Here is a 24138-nt window from a genome sequence, read left to right on the forward strand (position 1 = left end):
GATTCGGGTCTCGTCCCTTTAGGGATGGAGGTCGTACTCACGAATTTTGTCGAACAGTTGGCGACGTGAGATTCCGAGACGCCCGGCCGCCTTGGTGCGATTGCCTTCGCAGGCGAGCAGGGCGCGTTGAATCGCGCGACGCTCGACTTCGGCGAGCAGGGCCCGCAACGGTAAGGACTCTTCCGTCTCGGAAGTCTCGACTGCCAAGCTCGTTCCAGGCTCGTCAACTTCGAGGTGCTCCGGGAGAATCGGGCGACCCCGCGCGGCGATCGCCGCTCGGGCCAGGTAGTTCTCCAGTTGCCGGACGTTGCCGGGCCAAGGGTTCGCGCGGATCTTCTCCGAGGCTTTGGGAGTCAAGCTGAGGCTGACCCAACCATACTTTCGTTCGAGCTGCCGCAAGATATGCTCAGCCAGCGGGGTGATGTCCTCAGGGCGCTCCCGCAAGGGGGGGATGGCGATCCGGATCACGTTCAAACGATAGAATAAGTCTTCACGAAATCGTCCTGCCGCCACGTCTTTGGGAAGGTCGCGGTGAGTTGCCGAGACGACTCGGGCGTCCGTCTTGAGGGTCTCCGTGCCTCCCACGCGTTCGAATTCGCGACGCTGGAGCACTCGAAGCAATTTGGCCTGAGCGGCCTGGGGAAGCTCGCCCACTTCGTCGAGGAAGATCGTTCCTCCCGCCGCACGCTCGAATCGGCCGGGACGCTGGCGATCGGCCCCGGTGAAGGCGCCTCGTTCATGGCCGAAGAGCTCGCTTTCGATGAGGCCGTCGGGCAAGGCCCCGCAATTGACCCGGACGAACGGACCCTCGCCACGACGCGAGTGGGTATGCAGGGCCGAGGCGACCAGCTCCTTGCCGGTGCCGCTCTCACCCACGATCAGCACCGGTTCATCGGTCGCCGCGGCGCGTCCGATCGCCTTGTAGACGTCGCGCATCGGTGGACTCTGTCCGACCATTTGCGGTTCGTCGTCGGGGCCTTCGCCGGTTTCGTCGACGTCGACTTCCGCGCGCAGGGAACGAACCTCGGCGGCCAGTGACCGCTGATGGAGCGCTCGCTTCAAGATCAGAAGGACCTCGTCGAGGTCGAACGGTTTGGAGAGATAGTCGTAGGCACCCTGGCGCATTGCCTCGATCGCCGCGGCCGATCCGCCAAAGGCGGTAACGACGATCACAGGGAGGTCGGAGAGGGCGGGACCGAGTTCGCGGAGCACGTCGAGGCCATCCCGGCCGGGCATTTTGAGGTCAAGGAGCACGGCGGTTGGGGGCTCGTTTCGAATCGAGGCGAGCGCCTCGAGACCGTCGGCCGCCTCGGACGTGCGGTAGCCCTCGGACTGAAGGAGCCGGACGAGGTTGCGACGGATGGTTCGATCATCATCGGCCACCAAGATCAGCGCCGGTTCGCTCATCGGATCAGTCTCCATGGCCGTTCTCTCTGAGAATTGGCAGCGTCAAACAGAAAAGAGCGCCCCGTTCCGGGTGGCCGACTTCGAATCGAAGGTCGCCGCGGTGCGCCAGGACGATCTCGCGTGCGATCGCGAGCCCCAGGCCGGTTCCGCCCGCCTTGGTGGTATAAAAAGGCTCGAACAAGTGAGCGAACACTTCGGGGGAAAGACCTGGGCCCGTATCGCCGACTCGCGCTTCGACGATCCCCGCGATGACGTCGGACCGGGTCGAGAGCCGAAGCGTCCCGCCGGTGGGCATGGCCTGAAGCGCGTTGGTCGAGAGGTTGCGGAAAACCTGCATGATCGCTGGGGGAGCCATCAGGATCGGTGGGAGCCCGGGGTCGAGGTCGAGCTCGACCGTCACCCCTTGCGCCTCGGCGCTGGCGGCGGACAACCGGGCCACCTCCGTGACGACTTCGTTGAGGTCGCTGGGCATCAAGTCCTGGGCATCGGCCCTGGAGAATTGAAGCAAGCGAGCCACAATCCCTTCGAGGCGATCCACCTCATCAACGAGCCCCTCGAATGACTCGGCGTCAGGCCCGATTCCGCGCTGCCAGAGCTGGACGGTCGAGCGGATCCCCGCCAGCGGATTGCGGACCTCATGCGCGACCCCTGCGAGCAGCTTGCCGAGCGCGGCCAGACGTTCCGAACGCCGGAGCTCCGTCTGCAGTTGCTCGCGTTCGGCCGCTTGGCGCCGAACGGTCCTCGCGAGTCCCGCCATCAGGACCAGTGACAGCGTGATCCCGCCAAGCGCCAGACCGGCCGCAAGCTGATAACCCCGGAGTGACCGGTTCAGAAACAAGGGATCTTCGAGCCGGATCATCGTCCAGGTTGCGGCGACGACCTGACCGCGCACGTCGACGGGGGCGGTTCGGATCGCGACCAGGCTCGGCTGGCTGACTTCGACCACGAACAGGCTCTGTTTCTTCCGGATGGCGGCGTCGATCTGGATCTCGATGAGCTCGGCCTCGGATCGCGGCGGTCCGGGACGTCGGCCGTGCGGCACCACCTCGTACTGTGGGGGCGGGGGCGGGGGCGGGGGTGGAGCGCTCGGAAACGCCGCGCCGAGGAATCGGTTGAAGTCGCGGACGTAGTAACCGCCTTCGACGCCGTCGAACGGGGCCAACGCCTCGGCGGCCTGAACCGAGAGATCGCGATCGAGCTCGTCCCAATCGGCTGGGTCGAGGTAGTCGGGCCAGCGTGGCGCTCGCACGAGGACTGAGGTGCCGCGTTTCGCCAGCTCCTCTCCGGCACGGTCGAGCACCCCTTTGGCGGAGCCGCGGCGCCGCTCGCGATCGATGACCGACGTGGACGTCACCCAGAGCGAGGTCAAGGCGGCCACAAAGAACGCGACGACCACGCCGATCTGCCACTTGAGCGGGATCCGTAATCTCTGATGCGTCATGATCCTCGCCTGGTTCCAAGTGATCGAGTCGCCCCATTCCCAAACCACGAAGCAATCGTCGGGCCAAACGTCGACTTTGAAGGAATGCCGGTGATTCATGAGAATCAGCGTCGATCTTATCGTTTGAGCACCCGTTCTTGGGCGGATTTCCCCCTCCGGAGCGGGGGGTTCCTGCCCATGACCGGCATCTTGCCCACCAAAAACCAAGGAAATCCCGGCTTTTTGGCTTTGGCATCAGTCGTGCTTTGAGGCTCCACAGACGCAGCGATTGTTGCTGTCGTGGAGAACGGATCAGGCTGGAGCCAAGGAGAAACAAGCCGTGATCAAGATCCTGACGATGGGTGCCAGCAGTTTGATTGGTATGGCGCTGCTTGCCGCGCAGCCTCCTCCGGACGAGGAGCGAGGCGGTCCCCCTCCTCCTCCCCCTCCCCCGCCTCCTCAAAAGAAAGCGGATGAGCCACCGGGTGGCGAGCTCAGACGGGCTTACGAGCTGCTCCGGCGGCTTCGGGCTGACGGCCGATCCTCGGGTCGACCCGAGGAACGTCTCAAGGACTGGACCGAGCGAGCCTCGAAGCTCTATCGCGATGGAGTCAAGGCCCAGAAGGAGGGTGACGAGCGGCGTGCCCATGAATACGGCGTTGCGGCTCATGATCTGGCCCGCGCTGTGGAGCACTCGAAGAACGCCTCGGTGTACGAAGAACGCGACAACGACCTACCACCCCCCCCCGAAGGGGGCCCCGGAGGCGACAACGATCGGGTGCGGGTTGACCTCTGGCATGCTCACGACCGGGTACGCGGCGGCCTCGACGCCCCCAAGGAAGAGACCGACAAGTTCTACATCGACGCGGCGCGTGACCTCTACAATGCCGCCCGCCGCGATGCCGAGGCCGGCCGTCTGGAACGAGCCGGCGAACTCGCCAAAGCGGCCACCGCGATCACCCACGTTTCCGAGCATCTCGCCCATGCGCTTCACGACGGCCCGCCCCCTCCCCGCGATGGCGATCGTCCGAAAGCGAAGGGCGAAGACTTTGAGCCGAAGCGGCGACCCCGCGATGGCGATCGCCCCAAGGCAAAACGCAAAGGCGCTGAGCCGAAACGCAAAGAGTACGAGGCCAAAACCAAAGAGTTCGGACCGAATGGCTCGCCCCGCGATGGCGATCGCCCGCGCGACGAGCGTCGTGAAGGACTGCCGCCTCCGCTGTAGTCGGTAGTCTGGCGTCAGAATGAATCTGCCTCAGGGGCGGGGCACCTCGGTGTCCCACCCCACCCCCCTTGCGTTCCCAGGCAAAAGCTCGGGAATTCTTAGTCCGGTCGACGAGCCTGTACCAACGGAACCAGGTGGGTTCAGATTAGCGATTCGACTGGGATTTCTCCAACGTTCTCAAAGATGTGGGTCGGTCGGAAGGGATACTGTTCCACCGTTTCCCGGGTGCTGACTCCCGAGAGGACGAGGATCGTCCTCATCCCGGCCTCGGTTCCGGCGAGAATGTCGGTATCCATGCGATCGCCCACCATGAACGAGTCCGCCGAGTGGGCGTCGAGCTTGCGGAGGGCGGTCCGCATCATCAACGGATTGGGCTTGCCGACGAAGTACGGCTTTCGACCCGTCACCAGTTCGATCGGTGCCACCAGGGCGCCGCAGGCTGGCTGAATGCCTTGTTCCGACGGACCGGTGAGGTCGAGGTTCGTCGCGACGAACCGAGCCCCCCCCGAAATCAGTCGACTCGCCCGCTCGATTTTCTCGAAGTCGTAGCTGCGGGTATCTCCGACCACAACATAGTCCGGATTGTGTTCGGTCAAGGTGTAGCCGACGCTGTAGAGGGCATGAGTCAAGCCCGCGCCTCCGATGACGTAGGCGGTCCCACCGGGTTTTTGGCGATGCAGGAAGTCCGCAGTCGCGAGCGCGGACGTATGAAAACTTGACTCATCGACGTCGATACCGATCTGGCCCAGTCGATGGCTGAGGTCGCGCGGAGTCCACTGACTGTTGTTGGTCAGGAAGAGGAATTTGTGACCTCCCCGCCTCAGCTTTTCGAGAAAGTCGAGGACCCCGGGGATCAGGCGGTGGCCGTGGTAGATGACCCCGTCCATGTCCACGATGTAGCTGGTCGGCATTTCCCGAGAGCACTCCGAAACGACCGAGGAGTCGCCAGGTTCCGTGGCCTCATTCTATCACGGACTCACCCCGAGGGCGATCGGGATGGGGGCGGCTCCCCGTATTCCACCTGCGTCGAGCTTCTGAGCCGCAGTTCACTCAGGCGAGCTCGCAGGCTCGCGTCCCGCCTTGAGGCTGCGTTTCACGGGTTCAATAAATTCAACTGACAAAATGTATCTATTGTTCAGGTGGTCGTCGGGCCGACTGGAGGCGATCGATGATCGATCGCAGTTCGCGTTCCCGGTTCCCCTGCGCCTCGTTTTCGTCGAACCGGCGATTCTTGAACGTCTCGAACTCACGACGCGTCTGCTGTAGGGTCTGAAAGAGATCATCCCGTTCGCGGCGGATCGAGGCGAGTTGCTCCGCGACTCTTTCCAGTCTGGCAAGTCCTTCTTCCCGATCACGATCCCGTCGGGACTTGAAGGCGGAGTGCTCGAAATCGAGGCGTTGGCGTTTTTCAGCCACCTCAACGAGTTGATCTTCCAGGGAGCGTTCCCGCTCGCCGACTAACGTTTGCAGCTCATTTCTCAGCCTTGAAACATTCTCATGTTCGGCTTCGATCCGCACCTCATCCCGGGCGTTCTCGGCGACGGCTTTGCCAAGCCCCTCGATTTCTGCGCGGGCCCGTGTGAGACCCGCTCCGAGAGTTTGGAGTTCCCCCTGGAGTCGATCGCGTTCGTCCTTCATCGTCGCGAGTTGGTGCCTCGCGAGCTCGAGTTCGCCGACCGACTGCTGACGGTCCCTCACCGCCAGGTCGCGTTCCTGAGTGGCACGGGCCAACTCCGCTTCATTCTCGAGACTCTGAGCCTGAAGCGATGTGTGGGCCGCGATCAACTCGCCGTTGAGTCGGGCGATGTCTTGAAGGCGAGATTGCTCGGTTGCCGCGGCGCGCATCTCGGCTTCCTCCTGAATTCGAGCGTGGAGTGCGACCGACGCTTCGTACTCGGCCTGTCGTTCCCGGGCCCGCTGCTGGAGCGCGTGGAGCTCATTCTCGAGTTGGAGGGTGTGCATGGCCGCTTCTCGGAGCGCGAACGCCTCGACGCGAAGTCGGCTGAGTTCCGATCGGTCCGCCTCGGAGGCGGCGAGTTCGTCCTGGATCAGCCGAAGATGCTCGAGCGCCCGTTGCAGTTGCGACTCGAGATCCTCCGCCCGCATCTGAAGCGACACCCGTTGATAGTTCGCCGTGACAAATCTTGAGGCGAGGCGCTCGTTCTCCGTTTTCAGGCGGAGTACCTCCTCACGAAGCTCGTTCTGCTCCCGCTCTTGATCCTGACTCGCCGTGGTGGGTGGCGCATTGGCAGGGCGGTGATTCTTGGACGGGGTCGAGTTCAACGAACTCACGAAAGCCGTTGACAACTCCGCGCGCGCCTCGGCGACGAAAAAGTAGCCGCAGTGGTTACAGACCACCTTCTGACCAAGGTACTCGACCCTGACTCGAAGCTCCCGCTGACAGTGGCTGCATGAAATAATCACATGTTCGGACATGGGGATTAAGAGTCCACTGCGAAGGGGAGCGTCGATCAGACTGAAGAAATCGATTCGCGGTGGCGAGGGACCTGTCTGCGAACCGATGGGGCGATCGACGTCATCACCGACCCGATCTCGATCTCGTGGGGAATCGATTGGCCGATCGAGATGCGCTCTGCGTTCTCACACCGCCGCGCACTCTGGCTGACGGTAACCGCCATGTCCGACGGGCGATTCGGTCACGAAGCCGGCCCCTTCGGTCGATCCGTCCCACAGAACTCGTATTTTCCGCCGGAACCGGAACACGGTCAATCCGAATTCGTTGAGGTTACGGGGAAAAAAGCGGCTGCAAGTCGTGATCCTGAGAATCAGACGAGCGATCGCTTCGGGCGACGAAGCGCCGATTGCATCTTGAAGGCGCCCGTGAGAAGATGTGCCCTCGAGAATTCCTCTCGAGGGCACGAGGAAGCCAAGCGACATGTTTCATCGATCCCGGTTCCTGACACTGACGGTACTCCTGATGGGACTCTCCAACATCCAGGCCGCCTCGGCTGCTCCCGAATCGGGTGGCGACGACGACGAGGCCCAGCGATTCGTCAGCGATCATGTGACCCGGATCCGACCCCTGGAGCAGGCTGCCGCCCTCGCCTGGTGGAACGCCAACGTTACAGGTAAGGATGAAGACTTCGCGGCCAAGGAAGCGGCTCAGAACCAGTTGGACGCCGCCCTTGCCGATCGGCCGCGGTTCAGCGCACTCAAGACGCTCAAAGAAGGGCGAATCGCCGACTCCGCCCTCAAACGCCAGATCGAGGTCCTCTATCTGAGCTACCTCGAGAAGCAGGTCGATCCCGCGTTGCTCCGGAAGATGACCGCGAAGGCGAACGCGATTGAGAAAGCGTTTAACGCCTATCGCGCCACGGTCGACCGCCGCGAGATGACCGATAGCGCGGTGCGCAAGGTCTTGAAGGAATCGGACGACCAGGCCCGACGCAAGGCCGTCTGGGAGGCGAGCAAAGCGGTAGGCGCAACCGTCGAGGCCGATTTGAAGGCACTCGTCGCGCTGCGTAACGAGGCGGCCCACTCGCTCGGCTTCAAAAACTACCATGCGATGCAATTGCATCTGAACGAGCAATCGCAGGAGCACGTTCTCACCTTGTTCGACGAGTTGGATGCACTCACCCGTGCGCCCTTCCACGCAGCGAAGGCGGAGATCGACACCAAGCTCGCCGCGAATTTCGGGTTGAACGTCGCCGACCTCCGTCCCTGGCACTATCACGATCCGTTCTTCCAGGAAACGCCCGCCGTCTTCAAGACCGACCTCGACGAGGCCTACGCCAAGGCCGACATTCTCGAACTCTGCCGGACGTTCTACGCCGGGATCGGATTGCCCATTGAGGACGTGATCAGTCGGAGCGACCTCTACGAGAAGCCGGGGAAAAGTCCTCACGCCTTCTGTATTGATATCGACCGCGAGGGGGATGTCCGGGTTCTCGCCAACATTGTGCCCAATGAATATTGGATGGGCACGATGCTTCATGAACTCGGTCATTCGGTCTACAGCAGTAAGAACATTCCTCGCGAGCTCCCCTACGTGCTGAGGACCGAGGCGCACATCTTGACCACCGAGGGGGTGGCCATGATGTTCGAGAAGTTTTCAAAAGATGCCGATTGGCTCCAGCAGATGGGAGTCAAGCTCGCCGACCCCCGCGGTTTCGACGAGGCGGGGGCCAGGATGCGCCAAAACAAGTTGCTCATCTTTTCACGTTGGTGCCAGGTGATGCTCAGGTTCGAGAAGGGACTCTACGAGAACCCCGACCAGGACTTGAACAGACTCTGGTGGGACCTGGTGGAGAAATATCAGGAAATACGCCGACCGGACGGTCGCAACGCGCCCGACTACGCGAGCAAGATCCACATCGTCAGCGCTCCAGCCTACTATCATAACTACATGATGGGTGAGTTGTTCGCGGCCCAGGTCCATCATACGATCGCCCGCGAGGTCTTGCAGGGTGTCGATCCGTCGAAGGCGAGCTATGTGGGCAACCCGGCGGTCGGCCGATTTCTCAAGGAACGCCTGTTCGGTCCGGGCCGCTCGTTGACCTGGGATGACCTGACGCGCCATGTGACTGGTCAAAGCCTGAATCCGAAGGCATTCGCCCTCGATTTCCAGAGCCATTGAACGGGTGGAGTCAGGGAGCGACACGTTCGAATGGGCGACGAGATGAGGGTGACCGATCCCATTGCCGCGTGTGACCGGCTGATCGCGGTATTCGAACGCGCCATTCCTTTGAGCTCAAAGGGCCGGTGGGCATCGGACGACGCGATCCGGGTGCCGATCCTCCCGTTCGCAATCGCGCAACTGCGGATGCGCGTTCGTCCCGCGTTTCAGCCGGATTGGATCGTCACCGACCCGGTCCACATCACGCTCTTTGGCGGGACCAACACCGGGAAATCCACCGTTGTCAACCTGATTGTCGGGCGCCCCGCCGCGGGCATGGGGGTTCGAGCACGCTGTAGCCAGCACCCCGAGGCCTATCGCCCCGCCGCGGTCGGTGATCGCTGGCTCGATGGCAACCCCACGCGTTTCCAGGGGTATCGGCGCTATCGGGACGAACACCCTCCCCGCCAGTCTGACGAGGAGTTGCATCGCGATGGGTATCGGCGGGCCCTCGCCCTCCTCGAGATCGACCGCCTCCCTGGTCTTCCCCTCGCTCCAATCGCCGCGCCGACCGCGATCGTTTGGGACGCGCCCGACTTTTCCACCGAACAGTCCAGCTCCTACCTCGGCACGATCCTTGACCTGCTGGCCCTTGCCGACCTCGTCGTCATGACCGTGACCGATGAGTGCTATGCCGACGATCGAGGTACGTCCCTCCTCAAAATGGTGGGCGACGCGGGCGTCAATACTCTGATCGTGGCCAATAAACTTCCCGAGAATCGAACACTCCTCGATGACGTGGGCCGGACGCTCGGAACCGCCGGAGGAAGCCAGGCTCCCGTCTTGCGACTGCCCGAAATCTCGGGCACTTCCACTCTCGACCGCCTGGAGCAACTGCTTCGTTGTGACGAGGCGGATCTGCTTCGTGATTCGGTTCAGCGAGAGGCCGCATTGGGCTCCGCTCTCAAGCAACGCTCGTTGTTGGGTTCGATTGCGTTTCTCGAACGGCACCTTGATGAATTCTTGGGACCGCTCACCCACGAAGTGAGTGCGTCGGCTAGTTGGCAAGCCACCGTCGCGCGGTTGTCCCGCGAGGCGATTCTCGAACCCTACCGGCGCGACTATCTCGATGGGATTCGCTACGGCGAGTTGAACCGCACGCTGCTCCATCTCATGGAACGGCTGCAAGTCCCCTTGATTGGCCCGATCCTGGATCTGACCGGCCGGGTGGTCCGCATTCCCTTGCGGCTTGCCGGTCGAGGGATCCGAAGCTTGCTCGGGCACGGGTCGGAGGAATCGAAGTCTCCCCCCGAGCAGGAAATTCTCCAGGACGCGATCCCGCATTGGCTCGCCGCGATCAAGGCTGAAGCTCAGGTACTCGCGCGATCGGACGGCCGTGAAGAGTGGACCGCGATCGTCCAGGAGTTGGAGAGCGTGCGTTTTCGGACCGCGCTGGTGGGCCCGTTCGAACGGGCGTTCGACGTTTACCGCGAACGCATGGAACGCCTGGTACGGCGACGCGCGGAGGACCTCTACGAGAGGCTCAGCGAGAACCCCAAGAAGTTGGCCACGATGCGAGGGGCCAACCTGATGGTGAGTGCAACCTCGGTCGCCCTGGTGATCAAGACCGCGGGCCTGGACTGGTCCGACGCCGTTCTGGGGCCGGTGGTTGCCGGAGTCTGGCAAAATCTGCTCGAGTGGGGGTTGGGGCGCTACCTGGAGACGCTGCGGACCGAATTGAAGGAGGCCCAGTTGCAGGCCATGCGCCAGCTCGTTGAAGTTCATCTCGAGCAGCCCGTTCGCAACCTCTTCCCCGGAGCGGTCAGCGCGGGCGAGCTCGACGCGGCGCGCGCTGACTTCGCATCGATCAAGGCCGAGGCGACTCGGATTGCGGAAGGGACCCGGTCGTGAACGATGACCTGACCAAACGGTCGATCACCCGCGCACTCGAGCGACTCTCGGAGCGGATCCAAACGCCCCGAGCGCTTGCCATCCGCCCGTACGAGAAGGCGCTCATCGAGTCGTTCATCGAGCGGGCGCGAGGCCAATGGCTCGGGCCTTCCGAGCCCGTTCTGACGGTGGCGCTCGCGGGGGGGACGGGGGCCGGCAAGAGCACGCTCATCAACGCCTTCGCCGGCACCGTGATCGCCGAGGCGAGCGCGATCCGCCCCACCACCCGGCAGCTTCAGGCGTACCACCATCAGGATGATTCGCTGGGCGCCCTGACCGAAGAACTGGCCAGCAAAGCGACGTTCGTCGCCCACGACCGTCCCGAGCTGCGTCACAAAATGCTGGTCGACACCCCCGACCTCGACAGCTTCATGGTCCAGCACCGCGCCACGACCAAGTCACTTCTCAAACGTTCCGGACTCGTCCTCTACGTTTTCAGTCCGGAACGCTACCTTGAGGAGCGGACCTGGTCGATCCTCCGAACCGAAACCGAATTCAGCGCCTCCGCGGCAATCCTCAACAAGGTCGATCGGATCGGGTCGCCCGAAGAGCTCGAGCAGATCACCGAAGACCTCCGGGCCCATTTCGCTGCGCTGGGACATGGGGATATCCGGATCTTTCGACTTTGTGCTCGGGCCCACGTGCCTGATCCCTCGGGCGTCCTCCCCAACCTCGCATCCGACGTCGATGATATGGTTGCGCTTCGCGCTTATCTTGAACGCGAACTTCACGGCAGCGAGATCGCTCGGCTCTTGCGGCGGCAACGCGAAGCCGTGATCTCCCACCTCCGCGCCGAGATCGACCGGATTGCTCCCCCCACCTTATCCTCAAAGCTAGAAGAAGTCGCCCGACTGGCGACGGCTCGCGCCAGTGAGGCAGGGACACGGCTCGCCGGCACGATTGCCGAACCGTTGGCGGCCGTCGAGGCGGAACTCGTCCCCCTCTTGATCATGCATCGGCACGAGCGGTTCTGGGGCCCGTTTCGTTTCTGGCTCGCCTTCTGCGACTTCATCAGTTTTGGTCTGACAAACCTGGTACGTCGTTCGATCGGCCGGCGCCAGACCGATCGACCGAGCCTGATCGAGTCCACGCTCGACCGGGCCGCTCGAGGCGCGGTGGAGGTCGTGCTTCGTTCTCAAGTTCGCGAAATCCAAGATTTACTTTATGCCAATAGTCTTCCCATTGAACGCTGGCGTGAACTGACAGCGAACGTCGATGGCACCGGACTCATCACGGAAATCTCCCAGGAGATCGAAGCCGGATTCGAGCTTGCCGCAGTCCGGCTCTCGGAACAAGGGCGCTCGATCATCGGGTTCGCGAGCAGCCTGGGTGGCCTCGTTCCCTCGGCCTTCGTCGTGATCGGACTCTTCGTCATGACCCGAGACCTCTTCTCGGGAACCTATGCCGGCCTGACGCTTCTCTGGCACTTGCTGGCGATGATGATCCTCTTCTTTCTTGCGCTCCAAGGTTTGGTCGCCGTTCTCCTGCCTGGTGGCACGCGCTGGTTTGGCCCGTCGCTTGGTCCACAGTCGGTCTCCCGGGTCATCTCACGCACCGTCGACCTCTGGGTTGATGCGTACCGGACCGACCTGTTGGCGGACATCGCCGACCTTCGCGAACCTCTGAACGTCCTTCAAACGGCCGTGAACGCTGAGGAGCAGTCGCTCTGAGATGTGTTGGTCCTAAACACGGCCACTCGCTGGCGGCGAGTTTCGGCATACGCCATAATGACATTCGTTCGAACGGTCAGACTTTCCAATCTCGTTCCGCGGCACCGCCATGATCGATCCGGCTCGGCGGACTTCTCGCTACCAGTCGCTTCGCACCTCCCGCCAGGTGCTGGGACGAATGGCCCCTCTGGTTCGTTACGGTCTCTGGGGGACCGGCGTCTCGGTTTTTCTCGACCAGGTCGGGCCGTTACTCTCCGATGGCCAGTTCACCTGGGGTGAGCGCCGGATCATGGGGCTGGTTGCCCTGCTCACGATCGGCGGATTCGGGTTGGGGGGCTGGGTCGCGGGCCGGCTCATGAAAGCCTCCGCGGAGTTGATCGACCTCCTGATCGATGCAGCGGACTCCGCCTGGCGGACGGCGGACCTGATCGAGCTCCGGATGATTCCGACGCTTGGCCGGATCGCCAACGCGCTCGAGAAGTCCGAACCTGCCCCCCAAGTCCATCCGAGCGAGTCAAGGCTAACGGCCATTCGCGGGGCGATCGCCGACTGCCGCTGGGAAGAGGCCGAGGGTTTGATCGAAGCGCTCGCCCGCGATCGTCAGGCTGCGTCCGAAGCGTCGGCCCTTGGCGACGAGCTGGGCCGAGCCCGCGATCGCGTGATCGAGACCCATCGCCAGGAGCTGGAGGCCGCACGCGTCGCCAATGACCCCGATCGTGTGATCGACGCGCGCGACGCCCTCACGTTGCACTTGCGAGGCGAGCGACTTGTGGAACTCGATCGTCAGTTGGTGCGTTGGCTGGTGACTCTGCTTCAGGGTTGGGTGCGGTCGGGACGTCGAGCGCAAGACGTCGCCCTGCTCGCCTCTCGGTTGGTCGACACCTTTGGCGACACGGCCGAAGCGGCCAGTCTCCGCGCATCCTTGGCAAATTTGCGGCGAAAAGCCGGCCTCTGTCCCCGTTGCGCTCGCCCATTCCAGGGGAGCGCGGAGTCTTGTCCGCGTTGCGTGGTGCAGCGGCCGACGGATGCACCGCTCTTTCCCGCCGGCGCTTGAAGCTCAGCTCCAAAGGATCCGACATGAGCATCCGCTTGATTTGCTCTGCCTGCCGCGCCACGTTTCTGACCGCCGACGATCGAGTCGGCCAGCGCGTCGCCTGCCCCAAGTGTGGGGCCAAGCAAATGGCGCCGACGACGGTCGTGGTGGAGCGAGCCGAGGCACCGGAGGCGTCGGTCTTCGTTCCCGCCGCCGACGCGCCGAGCCGTCGGCGGTTCCGTCCCGTCTGGTTGGTCTTGTTCCTCTTGCTCTCCACGCTCTCGATGGCCGTGGTCGTTGCCTGGCCGACGATTCAGGCCTGGTGGCACCCGGTTCCGCCTGACCCGATCGAGGTCGTGGCCTCGACCTTTCTTGGCTCGCTGACGGCCGAGCACCCGGAAGTGACTCAGCAAGTTTCGATTGTTGACGAGCCTCCCGCCATCCGGTCGTTCCGCGACGTGAGTCATGATCCCAGCCGCGATCGTCCCTTGAAGGGGTCGTTCCGACCGATCGCCCAGTTGCACGACCGACTCAACAAGACGTTTGAGTACAACGCGGAAATCGGCCGGTACCAGCCGCGCGACTTGCTCGGTCCAGCCGCCGAAACGCTCGACGCGCTTCATGCCGCCAAGGCCGAACAGGTCGAGACCGCCAAGAAGATCGCGAGCGGAAGCCCGGACGACCTCTTCGACGCCGCCGAGGCGATGGCCTCGACCTTTGACAAGTTGGCCGAGGGAGCGCTGGCCCCGAAAAAGTTGATTCCCACATATCAGCAACTCGTTGAGGACGCGAAGCCCCCCCTGCCCTTGAATGAGAAGGAGCTCGCCCTCGATTTCGGCGCAAACCGCGAGACCTGGGATCGTCTCTTGAAACGCCCTTTTCCGACCTTGAAAGCCGATGGGCCGTACATCCTCGACCGCGCTGAAGTCACGGCCATGGTCGCCGACCGGCTCGCCTCCTCCGGCGATCCTCCCACTCGGCTCTACCTCAAGCTGATGCGTTTCCGGTTGGAAGGGATCGACACCGGCTGGAAGGTGATCTCCGCCCGGCGCGAGGGTGATCCTGAGCCGGCGGAACCGGCCGCTCCCACGGAGCCGATTCATCGATCACCAGGTGAGTCGGTGAATGAGATCTCGAAAAGCAACCAAGGAAAGTAACAAAAAGCCGGTGGGCCGTGCCCACCCTACGAATCGGAAAATTCTCATCCGATGTCTTGTAGGGTGGGCACGGCCCACCACGGAACCGGCTCGGACCCGACCCGATCAGACGATGATCGACGACCGTTTCTGAGCGGCTTCCTCCATGAACGACTGTCCTCGGGCGACCATGCTCTCGGGTTCGGGAATGGTCCCCTCGAGGAGCATTGCGTTGGCCCAGAGTTGCAGGGCGCAGAGCTTGATGAAGTCGTCGTGCTCTCGGTTGGAGCTGAGGCTACCGAGCCGGCGGATCAAGGGGGCGGAGGGATTGATTTCAAGAATTCGGTTGGCAGGCATGAAATCTTGATTCGCCATTTTCATGAGCCGTTGCATCTGGCTGCTCATGCCGCCATCCGAATTGACCAGGCAGCAGGGGCTGTCGGTCAAGCGCTTCGATTCGCGGACTTCCTTGACCCGATCCCCGAGCGCGGCCTTGAAGAGCTCGAGTACCCGCGTCGTGCCGACCGGCGGTTCCTCGTCGACTTTCTTCTCGGCCTCGATCTCGGGCAATGCGACGTTTTCGGAATCGATCGATGTGAGTGACCGGCCGTCAAACGTCTGCATCGTCGACATGACGAATTCGTCGATCGGATCGCTCAGGTAGAGGACCTCGATTCCGCGCCTCCGGAAGATCTCGAGGTTGGGGCTGGTCTTGATCGACGCCAGGCTGGGGCCACCCAGGTAATAGATCGGCTTCTGGTCCGCTCCTGCCCGCTTGATGTAGTCGTCGAGCGAGGTCAGTTGGGCGCCGTCGGTATGCGACGACGGGAATCGGAGCAGCTTGGCGATTCGTTCGCGATTGGCAGGGTCGCTGGGGATCCCTTCGCGGAGGATCCCGCCGAACTGGCGGTGGAATTCCTCGAAGCCCCCGGCCGATTGGTCGGCCATCTGATTCAGCTTGTCGAGCACCCCTTTGACCAGCGTATTGCGGATCCGGCGAATCACCGTGTTGTCTTGCAGCGTCTCGCGCGAGACGTTCAGCGGCAGATCCTCGGAGTCGACGATCCCGTGGAGGAATCGCAAGTAGTCGGGAAGGAGTTCGCGACAATCGGACTGCACGAGGATTCGCTTGGCGCAGAGACTGACCCCGTGCTCCAGACGACCGAAGCCGAGCAGTTCGATGTTGCTCGGGGGGCAGTAAAGAATCGAACGGAACTGAAACGGCGAATCGGCCGCCAGGTGCAGGTGCCAGAGCGGCGACTCATTCGAGTGGTGCGTCAGGTGCTGGTAGAACTGAAGATACTGCTCCTCGCTGACCTGGCTCTTGGGCTCGACCCAGATCGGCTTCTGGTCGTTGATCACCTGGTCGCCAAGTCGGATCGGATGCGGCACGAAACTCGAGTACCGGCGCACGATCGAGCGGATTCTCGACTCCTCGACGAAGTCGCTGACATCGTCCTTGAGGTGGAGAATCACCTCGGTCCCGCGCTCGAGCGGCCCCGCGGCCGTGATCCGGAACGTCCCGGTCCCGTCCGACTCCCACTCCCAGCCTTCGCTCTCCTTGAAACTCCGAGTGCGGACCCGAACCCGGTCAGCGAGCATGAAGGCGGAATAGAAGCCGACCCCGAACTGCCCGATCAGCGAGAGGTCTCCCTTGTTCTGGCTGAGCGCATTTTTCAGGAATTCGAGCGAACCGCTATGGGCGATCGTGCCCAGGTTTGTAACCAACTCCTCCCGAGTCATTCCAATCCCGTTGTCCCGGATCACGAGTTGACGCGGATCCTTCTGCCCTTCGATGACGATCTGGAGCGGCGCTTCGCCACGGTGAGCCTCCTCGGTCAGAGCGATGTACCGCATCTTGTCGAGGGCATCCGACGCATTGGAGATCAACTCGCGTACGGCGATCTCCTTGCTCTGATAGAGCGAATGCGCCAGCAAGTGGAGCAACTGACTGATCTCAGCTTGAAAAGAAAATTCTTGCGGTTCCGAAACGGCTGCCATCGAAGGTCCCCATCGAATGAGATCGCGAGACGAGGCTCGTGAGATCCGAGAGGCGCATTTCTTCCTCTCGATTCTGGTGAATCCACCGTAACAGGCAAGGTACGTACCAAGCAATCCATAAATTCGTAACTTTAAGTTCAGTAAGGATTTGGGAAATTCAAGTCGGCGCCGGTCGATTCATCTGACTGCCAATCGCGACGCCTTTCTGAGCGGATCCTGACAAATTGGCATCGAAACTGTTATCTCGATTTCCTTGGACGGACGCCGGTGATTTTCCCATCCCGTTGAAGACGGTCGGTCCCAATGAGCAAGGAACCATTCCCGATCGACGAAGCCTTCCGCCGGCTTCGGTTCGCCACGCAGGGACTTGCGAAGGCCGCGATGTTCGACCTTCGCGACCGCGGTTTCGACACCCCTTACGAGCAACTGGTGGGGAGCCTGATTTCCGCCCGGACTCGCGACGAAACCACGCTCGCGGTTTGCCTTCGACTCTTTGCCGTCGCACGGACCCCCGCCGAGATGGTGAACCTTGACGAGCGGAGGATGACGGAATTAATCCGCGAGGCGAGCTTCGCCGACGTCAAGGCACGCGACCTTCTCGAACTGTCGCGACGGATCGTGGAAGAGCATCAAGGGGTAGTCCCCAACACGCTCGAGGGCTTGACGGCGTTCCGGGGAGTTGGCCCCAAGATTGCCGCGTTGACGTTGGCGGTCGGGTTTGGACTGCCTGCAATCGCCGTGGATGTCCACGTCCACCGCATCGTCAACCGTTGGGGCTACGTCGCGAGCCGTAGTCCGGAGAAGACTGCGGAGCTCCTGGCGGAAACGTTGCCTCGGCGTTACTGGATCGAGATCAACGAGCGGCTCGTTCCGTTCGGCAGATTCGTCTGCACGGGAACTCGGCCGAAATGTTCCTCCTGCACTCTGAACTCAATGTGTGCTCAAATCGGTGTCATTTCTCCTCGATAAGAATGACTGTAACCAAACGCGTCAGTTTTCGTTGACAGTGACCTCCGACCGAATTATGCTTTCGATTCCCTGTCGAAAGTTGGATGGTTCACGCCGAAACATCACGGCGAAGTGGTTAAGGATACACTCCCGTTAGATCATGGGAGCGGCTCGACTGTCTCGAGGCGGTCGGTGGATGCGCGCCGATTCTCGTTCCACGATCGAGGTCGATCGATGACCGTTTCCTTCGAGTGTGCGAATTGCGGTAAGTCCTTCGAAGTGGACGTGAGCCTCGCCGGCAAACGGGGACGTTGCAAGCAATGCGGGCACATGAATCGGATCCCGTCGCCGTCCCCATCGCAACCCGCCGGTGGAGCGCCGCCGCCAGCGACCGACCCTTACGGCTTGGACGATCAACCACCGCAGCGACGTCAACCGAGCGCGACGACTCGAGGCCGCCCCACACCACCTCGGCCCGACCTGTTTGATGACGAACCACCACTGACTTCGTTCCCCCCCTTAGCCAGGCGTCCGGTGGAAGAGTCCGAGCTCCCCACTCCGGTCCGCCCGAAAAAGAAGAAGGCGAATCGAGGTTTCTTTGCGAACGGGTCGAAATCGGGGCGTTCGAGGAGCACGGGCCAGAAAGGGGCTGCAGGTGGTTCGATCGTGGCGATCGTCGCAGTCGCCGTTTTCGTCGTCCGCCTGGCGATTTCGCATGGATACATCGGTGGCTTCGGTCTGTCGAACCGCTCCGAGGTCGAGCACTTTTTCAAATCGATGGTGAGTGAAACCGAGGTGTGTGTTTCCACACTCCGGACGATCCACGACGAAGCCTCTGCGCGAGTGGCCGCCCCGCAAATCGTGGTCAGTCTCCAGCGGGTGGTCGTTCTCCTGCGTACTCACAAGGACAAAGAGGCCACGATGGCGGCGATTGACGCCGCTAAGGCAAAGTACAAGACGAGGCTCGACTCCGCCTCACTGATGATGGGGAACGAATTCATTCGCGTGGGGCAAATCCCAGGCGCGGGCCAAGCGCTCGAAGGGATCGTTGCTCCTGCGAATGAGATCCAACAAATCATGGGCGAGCGCGAATTGGGAATGGCAGGCAACCATTTCCCCCACCCGCCCCCCAGGTTTGTACGGGCGACTCGGTTCCCCGCTCCCGAGGCGGCGGTGGGCGGAAACCTACCGACTCCGACACCGCTTCCGCAAGCAGGTGCAATTCCCGGCGGCCCACCCCCAACAAACCACTTTGGAGGAAGAGCAGCACCGAGGCCGTTCGGCCCCCGTTTTGGACCCCGGGGTTCAAGACCAGGCACTTGAACGCGACCGGAGTCACGCACCACCGGGCACCGGGGTCGAGCGACCGCTCGATTTAATCGCCGCGCCGCCACCGTCGCGGAGGGGTCGACTCGAACTTGCCGGCCGGGGGGCTGAACTTGATGCCAACCTGCCAGAGGAGGTCGGGCTGGTGTTTGGCGAGGAGGTACTTCATGACCACCTCGTCGGAAGGGGGCATCCCGGGATCCTGGAAGACGACGCAGAGCCGCGCCTCGGGACGTTGGGTCCGGGCATCCCAGACTTCGATCAGGCCGTGCGGACGCCTTGGGATCCGGAAGTACTTGCCGCCGTTGAGCACGGTGACGCAATCGAACCGACAGAATTCATCGAATTCCTTCGCGTCGACCACGTCGCGAACCAACTCCGCCGCGACGAGCTCGGGAACCCCCGACTGATAGGCCCCCGCGTCGAGTCGCATCGGCTCATCTTCGCGGGTCGGCTGCGGAGTACTCCGGCCTTCGATGACGCGGAAGATTTCCCACTCCACGAGTCGAGCATAGCCCGCGCGGAGTGCCGGGCTCGAGATGACCATCTGGGGAAACCCGGCCGCAGCGCGCACGACGTCGTGAGCGAAGGCGTTCGCCTCGCGCTGGATCTTGATCATCCAAAACCGGGGAGTTTCCAGGCGAACGCTTTCCGAGTAGCGGAACGGCCTGGGGCCTACGTCGGGGATGACCACATCGGTCTCTTCACCGTCGCGGCGCATGGCGCGGAGCACGGTGTCGTAAGTCGCTTCGCCTTGAGTAAACTGCTCGGCGGCATCGACATGTCCGGTGCTTTTGACGCGAACCACGCGAAAGCTGGGTCGCGCTCGAAAGGTGACCTCACGGGCCCGAGGATCGATCGGGGATCGCTCGTCGACGACGTCGATTTCCCAGCGGAGATAGCCAGTGCGAATCATGGCGTTCCGAACGAGCGGACTGAGGCCCATCCAGGAAGGATGAGCGGGTACGCCCTCCCTCGCTCACCAGGTCGAGCCCAGCACGTCCCTTCAGCCTCCCTGGATAGCGGGGACGAGTAAGATTTCCGGCGCGGTGGCGTCGAACTCGCGGATTGGCCGCGTCTGCCCCGGGCCGTCGAGCCGGAAGGCGAGCCGGCCGGGAGTAAAGTGTTCGGCGAATGCGGTGGCGGCGTCGGTAATGGTTTCCGGCCGGTCCTTGTCCCACTCCGCCAAACAGAGGTCGCCGTGACCCGTCTTGAGCAGGCGTAACTTCGCCATGGTGGGAAGACTCCGTTGATTTTCGTCCCTTGGTCCAGGCCGCCGAGGCGGCCCTCCTGCGTGGTGCTGTATTGTACCGATTCTCGGGCCCGCAGGCCAGCGCCGATGCATTTGTGAGTCGCCCGTTCCAGCCTGTCGATGCGGAAAAAGGGCCGCTGTACCGCAGGGTTACGATCCCCGATGGAAAATCCGGAGGTACGCTTTCAATAAGCTGGGGATGCGTTTCGAATAGGGAAACAACTGCGGTCTCAAGCCGCTGGCGTGGCGGGTCTGTTCGACCTGAGTCTGCACGAACTCGCGGAGCCCGTGGACGCCATGGATCCGTCCGAATCCACTGGACTTGGCGCCGCCAAACGGGGCCGACGCGTGGCCGATGGGGGTGACCGCGTCGTTAATCGTCACCGTGCCCGCGTCGAGTCGACCGGCCACGGCGCGCGCCGCGTCGAGGTCGCGGCCCCAGACGCTGGCGGCAAGACCGAACCGACTCGCATTCGCGGCGGTTACCGCTTCTTCCACATTGCTCACCTGCCGAACGAGCACCACCGGACCGAAGACACCGGCAAGGGCCGACTCCGGCTCGGCCGATCGGGCGACGAGGACCGTCGGCGCTGCGAACCAACCGGGGCCGGGCCGAAGTTCAGCACCTGTCACCACCTCGGCGCCTCGCTCCACCGTCGCGCGGACGTACCGGTCGAATCGTTCTCGAGCCGCTTCCGAGATCAAGGGGCCCATATCGGTCTCCGCCGATGCCGGGTCGCCCACGCGCACGGCACGGGCCGCTTCGGCGAGCTCCTTGATCCATGGACGTACATCGCCAATGATATAGATCCGCTTGACCGCTACACAAGTCTGGCCGCACCCGACGAACGCCCCCCACGTCAATGAGCGAACCGTCGAGGCGCGAGGTGCATCGGGCAGGACGATCGCGGGGTCGAAACCGGAAAGCTCAGCCAGCGCGGAGACACCATTCGCGGCGAGTGTCGACAGCACACGCCGGCCGTTCTCGATACCACCGGTGAACATCCCTTTGTCGATACGGGCTTCAACCAGCGCTCGACCCACTTCGCCACGCCCTTGCACGATGGCAATCAACCCCGAGGGAAACCCGGCCTCGTCCAGGCTCTCCTGAAGCTTACGGCCCACCAGCGGTGCCATCTCGGACGGCTTCCAGACGACCCCGTTGCCCGCCGCGACCGCCTGTGCGATCGCGGGCGCATTGAGGAAGAGCGGGTAGTTCCAGGTGCCGATCATCCCGACCACACCCAGAGGCCGATAGCGGACCCGAGCCCCCGGGATCAAGAGGATGGACTGCCAACCGGCCCCGAGCGTTTCGTCCGCGAGTGCCCGGCCGCCTTGGCGGATCGTCCAGCGAATCGCATCCAGGCTCATGACCACTTCGCCCAACGCCTCTCCCCTCGGCTTTCCGATCTCCTGGCCGATGGCAATGGCCCAGGCATCGGCGTCACGAGCGAGTGCGCGTGCCCACCGCTTGAGAATCTTGCGACGTTCCGACCAGGCTGTGCCGCTCCACAACCGCTGGGCTTCGCGAGCGCGTGCGACGAGCGGGCCGACCAACTCACAAGGGGTTGAGTCCACCCGTCCCAGCTCCTCGCCGGTGGACGGGTTCTGAGCGATCAGGACGTCCGCGGAAGCGATGGCCATGCGTTACCTCACCCTGGATCGGAATCAATGGAGATCACCTGCCTCCCCAGGCGAGCGAACCGCATTGTGGGACGTGCCCACCCTCCGGGAAAAATCTCATCCTGACCGCTGATCGATTGCAAATGGTTCATGACTTCATCACGGGTTCAGCGGAACATGACCCCCCACCCACCTTGGAAGTGCCGAGATCGGTTCATGAGCGAGGAGTCACCGACTTGGTCACGGGCCGAGCGGCCGTTGAATTGACCGAAGGCCCGTAGACCGTGCCTCGCCAGGTGACGCGTCCGGTCAAGCACATTTTGATGGCGCGAATCAGGATCACGTCGATCACCAGGTTCGCCACCGGGAACCAGGCCGTGTAACGCGAGCGAGGAACCGACATGTGATAGACGCGAGTGAGCACCGTGTACGTGAAAATATGGTGGACGACACTCAGACCGAGCAGCCCAAATGCAAACGGGCCGGTATTCCCTCGAGCAAGCAGAATGAGTGCCACCACGAGTGCGACGTGTCCCGTTTGGCTGAAAATCAAGGGGTCCAGCAGCCGGCCGATGAGGCGCCAAGGGTTTCGTCCCAAGGCGTCGTAGAGGATCCGACTCCAGCCGCGAACGAGCTGATCCAGGGACGCGTACATCCGGGTGGATCCGATCCCCCGGGCGATCGCCACCCGAATTGGCAAGCCGATCGACTTGACCCGTTCCGCCAGCCGAATGTCCTCGACGAACCGATCGCGGACCGCATGATGGCCCCCCGCGGCTTCATATGCGGCCCGCTTGATGAGGATGTACTGCCCGTTGGCGAACGCCAACGAAGAGCGATCGTTGTTCACCCGATAGAGCGGGTAGGACTGCATCAACACAATGCCTGCTAGCGGCTGCACGACGTTTTCCCAGAACGTCTCACAACGCATCTCGGGCAACAGGCTGGCCAGCGCCGCGCCACGGTCACGGGCGTACTCCATCACGATCTCGAGATTCTCAGGCGCGTGCCGGGTGTCGGCGTCCAGGAACCAGAACCAATCCCCCCGCGCCCGATCCGCCGCCAGTTGAGCGGCGTGCGTCTTGCCGGTCCACCCTGGCGGCAGATGTTCAATCGTGAGAACCTCGATCCGTGGGTCCGACGCGGCAAACTCACGAGCGATCGCGCCGGTGCGATCGGTGCTCCGATCGTCGACAACGAGGATCTCGAGGTTGGGATAGGACTGGGCACAGACTGAGGCCAGACATTCCGAAAGTGTCCGCTCTTCATCCTTGGCCGGGATGATCGCCGTCACCAAGGGCGGATTGTCCATCTTCAGCCGTGGCGAGTCGGGCGTGAGGATGTCGAGCTTGCGGAAAATGAACCAGAGGGCCAGGTGCCGGATGGGCCACATGGCGATGATCGCGGCGTAGACCCAGAGGAGGGTGCGTTGGGAGGGGGTCATCGCGTCGGCTCGTTCGGTTCAGGGATCGGAGCTTCGAAGTCTCGAAGTTCGTCAGCGCGAGGAAGGGCCAGAAAGCCGAGAGCCAGCGCAGCCACCCAAAACGGGCTGACCGCGTCGAGCCGGGGCCGAATCCACCAACCGTAGCAGACGCCGAGCAAAATCGCGAGCGATCCAATGACCGCCGAGGTCAAGTGCGCTTGGTAAAATCGTGAGGCGCGGCGCTCGGGATCGTGGAGTCGAGCCCGACTTGCTCCGACTCGCCTCACGGCATAGCTCGAGAAAAGGATGAGGAACAGGCCCGCGAGCAACCCTTGCCGGAGCTCGTCGGTGGCACGCCAAATCGCGCCTCGGTCGCGCCAGCGCAGTAAAAGGCCACTGACCGCGATTCCTGCCGCAATTCCCATCAAGACATTAATCACGGATGAACGCGTGCGCGCGAGGCAGTCTTCAGCGGCGGGTTCCAGCGCGTTCATGTAAGACGAGGCTCCCCGACGTTGACATTGGCGTTGAGCTGTCTCCGGAGCGCGAGAATCAGCTCAACCTGACCGATCGGCTGGCCGGTGCTGCGAGCGATCGCGTCGGGGGTCGCCCCCGTGTCGGCCAGGTCCCAGATCGGGCTAAATCGACGGCCCAGATCATGGGTGACGGCGGCCGACGACGGCAACGACGCCGAGGCCAAGCTGGGGATCGTAATCAAGGTCGGACCGGAAACCGCGGTGGGCTCGGCCGTGTCGACGCGACGACTCCGCGTCCCCGGACGTCGCACCGGAGGCCCTGGGTGCTGGACTTTGAGGGTCGGTTCGACCAGCCGAGTTGCGTCCTCTCGCTCCATCAGCGTTTCGACGTCGTCCTGACGGGTTCGAAGGTCATCGACGACCTTCGCCAACGTCGTGATCGAGGTGCGGCGCAACTGCACAACGACCCAGGCCAGGACGATGACCGTGAGCCCCAACACCGCGCTCAAGATCACGATCAGGGTCATCAGCAATCTCGGTGACGGAGACATGTCGCGATCCCTTCCCTGGAAAGGCGGTGAAATTCGACCGAGTCGTGTCGACGTCAGAGGCGGGCCCAGGCCTCCGTGCCGGGGCCTCGCTTCGTGGACACTTCAAGCTCGGTTCGATGAT

General features: G+C 62.8%; 19 protein-coding genes. 8 read left to right on the forward strand and 11 right to left on the reverse strand.

Going from position 1 to position 24138, the window contains the following annotated elements:
• Positions 1–18: 18 nt before the first annotated feature.
• A complete protein-coding gene (locus tag BUS42_RS33590; RefSeq protein ID WP_074314413.1) occupies positions 19–1407 on the reverse strand; it encodes a sigma-54-dependent transcriptional regulator in 1389 nt (462 codons plus the stop codon).
• A 4-nt stretch (positions 1408–1411) separates the two neighbouring features.
• A complete protein-coding gene (locus BUS42_RS33595; RefSeq protein ID WP_074315647.1) occupies positions 1412–2848 on the reverse strand; it encodes a sensor histidine kinase in 1437 nt (478 codons plus the stop codon).
• A gap of 319 nt (positions 2849–3167) precedes the next feature.
• On the opposite strand from BUS42_RS33595, the gene BUS42_RS33600 reads away from it, so the two are divergent.
• Entirely contained in the window at positions 3168–4052 is an 885-nt protein-coding gene (locus BUS42_RS33600) for a hypothetical protein (RefSeq protein WP_074314415.1), read from the forward strand.
• Positions 4053–4192: 140 nt separating this feature from the next.
• Here BUS42_RS33600 and BUS42_RS33605 read toward each other — a convergent pair whose 3' ends face one another.
• On the reverse strand, positions 4193–4963 hold the full coding sequence (locus BUS42_RS33605) for an HAD-IIA family hydrolase (protein WP_074314417.1): 771 nt from the start codon (positions 4961–4963) through the stop codon (positions 4193–4195).
• Between the two features lie 217 nt (positions 4964–5180).
• Positions 5181–6488 carry a coiled-coil domain-containing protein gene (locus BUS42_RS33610; protein ID WP_143206599.1) on the reverse strand — a complete coding sequence of 436 codons (1308 nt, stop codon included), beginning with the start codon at positions 6486–6488 and terminating at the stop codon, positions 5181–5183.
• Positions 6489–6948: 460 nt separating this feature from the next.
• On the opposite strand from BUS42_RS33610, the gene BUS42_RS33620 reads away from it, so the two are divergent.
• From BUS42_RS33620 to BUS42_RS33640, 5 genes are all read left to right on the forward strand, one after another.
• Positions 6949–8649, forward strand: coding sequence for a M2 family metallopeptidase (locus tag BUS42_RS33620; RefSeq protein WP_074314423.1), 1701 nt, complete (start codon positions 6949–6951; stop codon positions 8647–8649).
• A gap of 42 nt (positions 8650–8691) precedes the next feature.
• The gene (locus BUS42_RS33625; protein WP_254054029.1) at positions 8692–10539 is read left to right on the forward strand and encodes a hypothetical protein; all 1848 of its coding nucleotides are present in this window, start codon (positions 8692–8694) and stop codon (positions 10537–10539) included.
• Positions 10536–12248 carry a GTPase gene (locus BUS42_RS33630; RefSeq protein WP_074314427.1) on the forward strand — a complete coding sequence of 571 codons (1713 nt, stop codon included), beginning with the start codon at positions 10536–10538 and terminating at the stop codon, positions 12246–12248. Before BUS42_RS33625 ends, BUS42_RS33630 begins: the two co-directional genes overlap by 4 nt.
• Before the next feature lie 109 nt (positions 12249–12357).
• Positions 12358–13302, forward strand: a complete 945-nt coding sequence (locus BUS42_RS33635) for a hypothetical protein (RefSeq protein ID WP_254053968.1) — start codon at positions 12358–12360, stop codon at positions 13300–13302.
• A gap of 23 nt (positions 13303–13325) precedes the next feature.
• On the forward strand, positions 13326–14438 hold the full coding sequence (locus BUS42_RS33640) for a zinc ribbon domain-containing protein (RefSeq protein WP_074314429.1): 1113 nt from the start codon (positions 13326–13328) through the stop codon (positions 14436–14438).
• 105 nt (positions 14439–14543) lie between these two features.
• Here BUS42_RS33640 and htpG read toward each other — a convergent pair whose 3' ends face one another.
• Positions 14544–16418, reverse strand: coding sequence for a molecular chaperone HtpG (htpG, locus tag BUS42_RS33645; RefSeq protein WP_074314431.1), 1875 nt, complete (start codon positions 16416–16418; stop codon positions 14544–14546).
• A gap of 303 nt (positions 16419–16721) precedes the next feature.
• Here htpG and nth point away from each other — a divergent pair, with 303 nt between their 5' ends.
• Together nth and BUS42_RS43235 are read left to right on the forward strand one after the other, a co-directional pair.
• Positions 16722–17387, forward strand: a complete 666-nt coding sequence (gene nth / locus BUS42_RS33650; RefSeq protein WP_074314433.1) for an endonuclease III domain-containing protein — start codon at positions 16722–16724, stop codon at positions 17385–17387.
• 645 nt (positions 17388–18032) lie between these two features.
• The gene (locus tag BUS42_RS43235) at positions 18033–18689 is read left to right on the forward strand and encodes a hypothetical protein (protein WP_143206600.1); all 657 of its coding nucleotides are present in this window, start codon (positions 18033–18035) and stop codon (positions 18687–18689) included.
• Positions 18690–18741: 52 nt separating this feature from the next.
• Here the strand turns inward: BUS42_RS43235 and BUS42_RS33660 are convergent, their stop codons facing one another.
• The 6 genes from BUS42_RS33660 to BUS42_RS33685 form a co-directional block, all read right to left on the reverse strand.
• Positions 18742–19608 (reverse strand): hypothetical protein, encoded by an 867-nt coding sequence (locus tag BUS42_RS33660; protein WP_254053969.1) that lies wholly within the window; start codon positions 19606–19608, stop codon positions 18742–18744.
• Positions 19609–19698: 90 nt separating this feature from the next.
• Entirely contained in the window at positions 19699–19926 is a 228-nt protein-coding gene (locus BUS42_RS33665) for a hypothetical protein (RefSeq protein ID WP_074314439.1), read from the reverse strand.
• 168 nt (positions 19927–20094) lie between these two features.
• A complete protein-coding gene (locus tag BUS42_RS33670) occupies positions 20095–21588 on the reverse strand; it encodes an aldehyde dehydrogenase family protein (protein WP_074314441.1) in 1494 nt (497 codons plus the stop codon).
• Between the two features lie 193 nt (positions 21589–21781).
• Positions 21782–23011 (reverse strand): glycosyltransferase family 2 protein, encoded by a 1230-nt coding sequence (locus BUS42_RS33675; RefSeq protein ID WP_074314443.1) that lies wholly within the window; start codon positions 23009–23011, stop codon positions 21782–21784.
• Positions 23008–23484, reverse strand: coding sequence for a hypothetical protein (locus tag BUS42_RS33680; protein WP_074314445.1), 477 nt, complete (start codon positions 23482–23484; stop codon positions 23008–23010). The genes BUS42_RS33675 and BUS42_RS33680 overlap by 4 nt, the downstream gene beginning before the upstream one ends.
• Entirely contained in the window at positions 23481–24017 is a 537-nt protein-coding gene (locus BUS42_RS33685) for a hypothetical protein (protein ID WP_143206601.1), read from the reverse strand. The genes BUS42_RS33680 and BUS42_RS33685 overlap by 4 nt, the downstream gene beginning before the upstream one ends.
• Positions 24018–24138 lie beyond the last annotated feature (121 nt).

This window comes from Singulisphaera sp. GP187 (genome assembly GCF_900129635.1).
GTDB lineage: Bacteria > Planctomycetota > Planctomycetia > Isosphaerales > Isosphaeraceae > Singulisphaera.

Bases quoted from the DNA above. Each gene is read 5' to 3' on its own strand.
- BUS42_RS33590 (WP_074314413.1), bottom strand. From the start codon at position 1,407: ATGAGCGAACCGGCGCTGATCTTGGTGGCCGATGATGATCGAACCATC.
- BUS42_RS33595 (WP_074315647.1), bottom strand. From the start codon at position 2,848: ATGACGCATCAGAGATTACGGATCCCGCTCAAGTGGCAGATCGGCGTG.
- BUS42_RS33605 (WP_074314417.1), bottom strand. From the start codon at position 4,963: ATGCCGACCAGCTACATCGTGGACATGGACGGGGTCATCTACCACGGC.
- BUS42_RS33610 (WP_143206599.1), bottom strand. From the start codon at position 6,488: ATGTCCGAACATGTGATTATTTCATGCAGCCACTGTCAGCGGGAGCTT.
- BUS42_RS33620 (WP_074314423.1), top strand. From the start codon at position 6,949: ATGTTTCATCGATCCCGGTTCCTGACACTGACGGTACTCCTGATGGGA.
- BUS42_RS33625 (WP_254054029.1), top strand. From the start codon at position 8,692: ATGAGGGTGACCGATCCCATTGCCGCGTGTGACCGGCTGATCGCGGTA.
- BUS42_RS33635 (WP_254053968.1), top strand. From the start codon at position 12,358: ATGATCGATCCGGCTCGGCGGACTTCTCGCTACCAGTCGCTTCGCACC.
- BUS42_RS33640 (WP_074314429.1), top strand. From the start codon at position 13,326: ATGAGCATCCGCTTGATTTGCTCTGCCTGCCGCGCCACGTTTCTGACC.
- htpG (WP_074314431.1), bottom strand. From the start codon at position 16,418: ATGGCAGCCGTTTCGGAACCGCAAGAATTTTCTTTTCAAGCTGAGATC.
- nth (WP_074314433.1), top strand. From the start codon at position 16,722: ATGAGCAAGGAACCATTCCCGATCGACGAAGCCTTCCGCCGGCTTCGG.
- BUS42_RS33660 (WP_254053969.1), bottom strand. From the start codon at position 19,608: ATGATTCGCACTGGCTATCTCCGCTGGGAAATCGACGTCGTCGACGAG.
- BUS42_RS33665 (WP_074314439.1), bottom strand. From the start codon at position 19,926: ATGGCGAAGTTACGCCTGCTCAAGACGGGTCACGGCGACCTCTGTTTG.
- BUS42_RS33670 (WP_074314441.1), bottom strand. From the start codon at position 21,588: ATGGCCATCGCTTCCGCGGACGTCCTGATCGCTCAGAACCCGTCCACC.
- BUS42_RS33675 (WP_074314443.1), bottom strand. From the start codon at position 23,011: ATGACCCCCTCCCAACGCACCCTCCTCTGGGTCTACGCCGCGATCATC.
- BUS42_RS33680 (WP_074314445.1), bottom strand. From the start codon at position 23,484: ATGAACGCGCTGGAACCCGCCGCTGAAGACTGCCTCGCGCGCACGCGT.
- BUS42_RS33685 (WP_143206601.1), bottom strand. From the start codon at position 24,017: ATGTCTCCGTCACCGAGATTGCTGATGACCCTGATCGTGATCTTGAGC.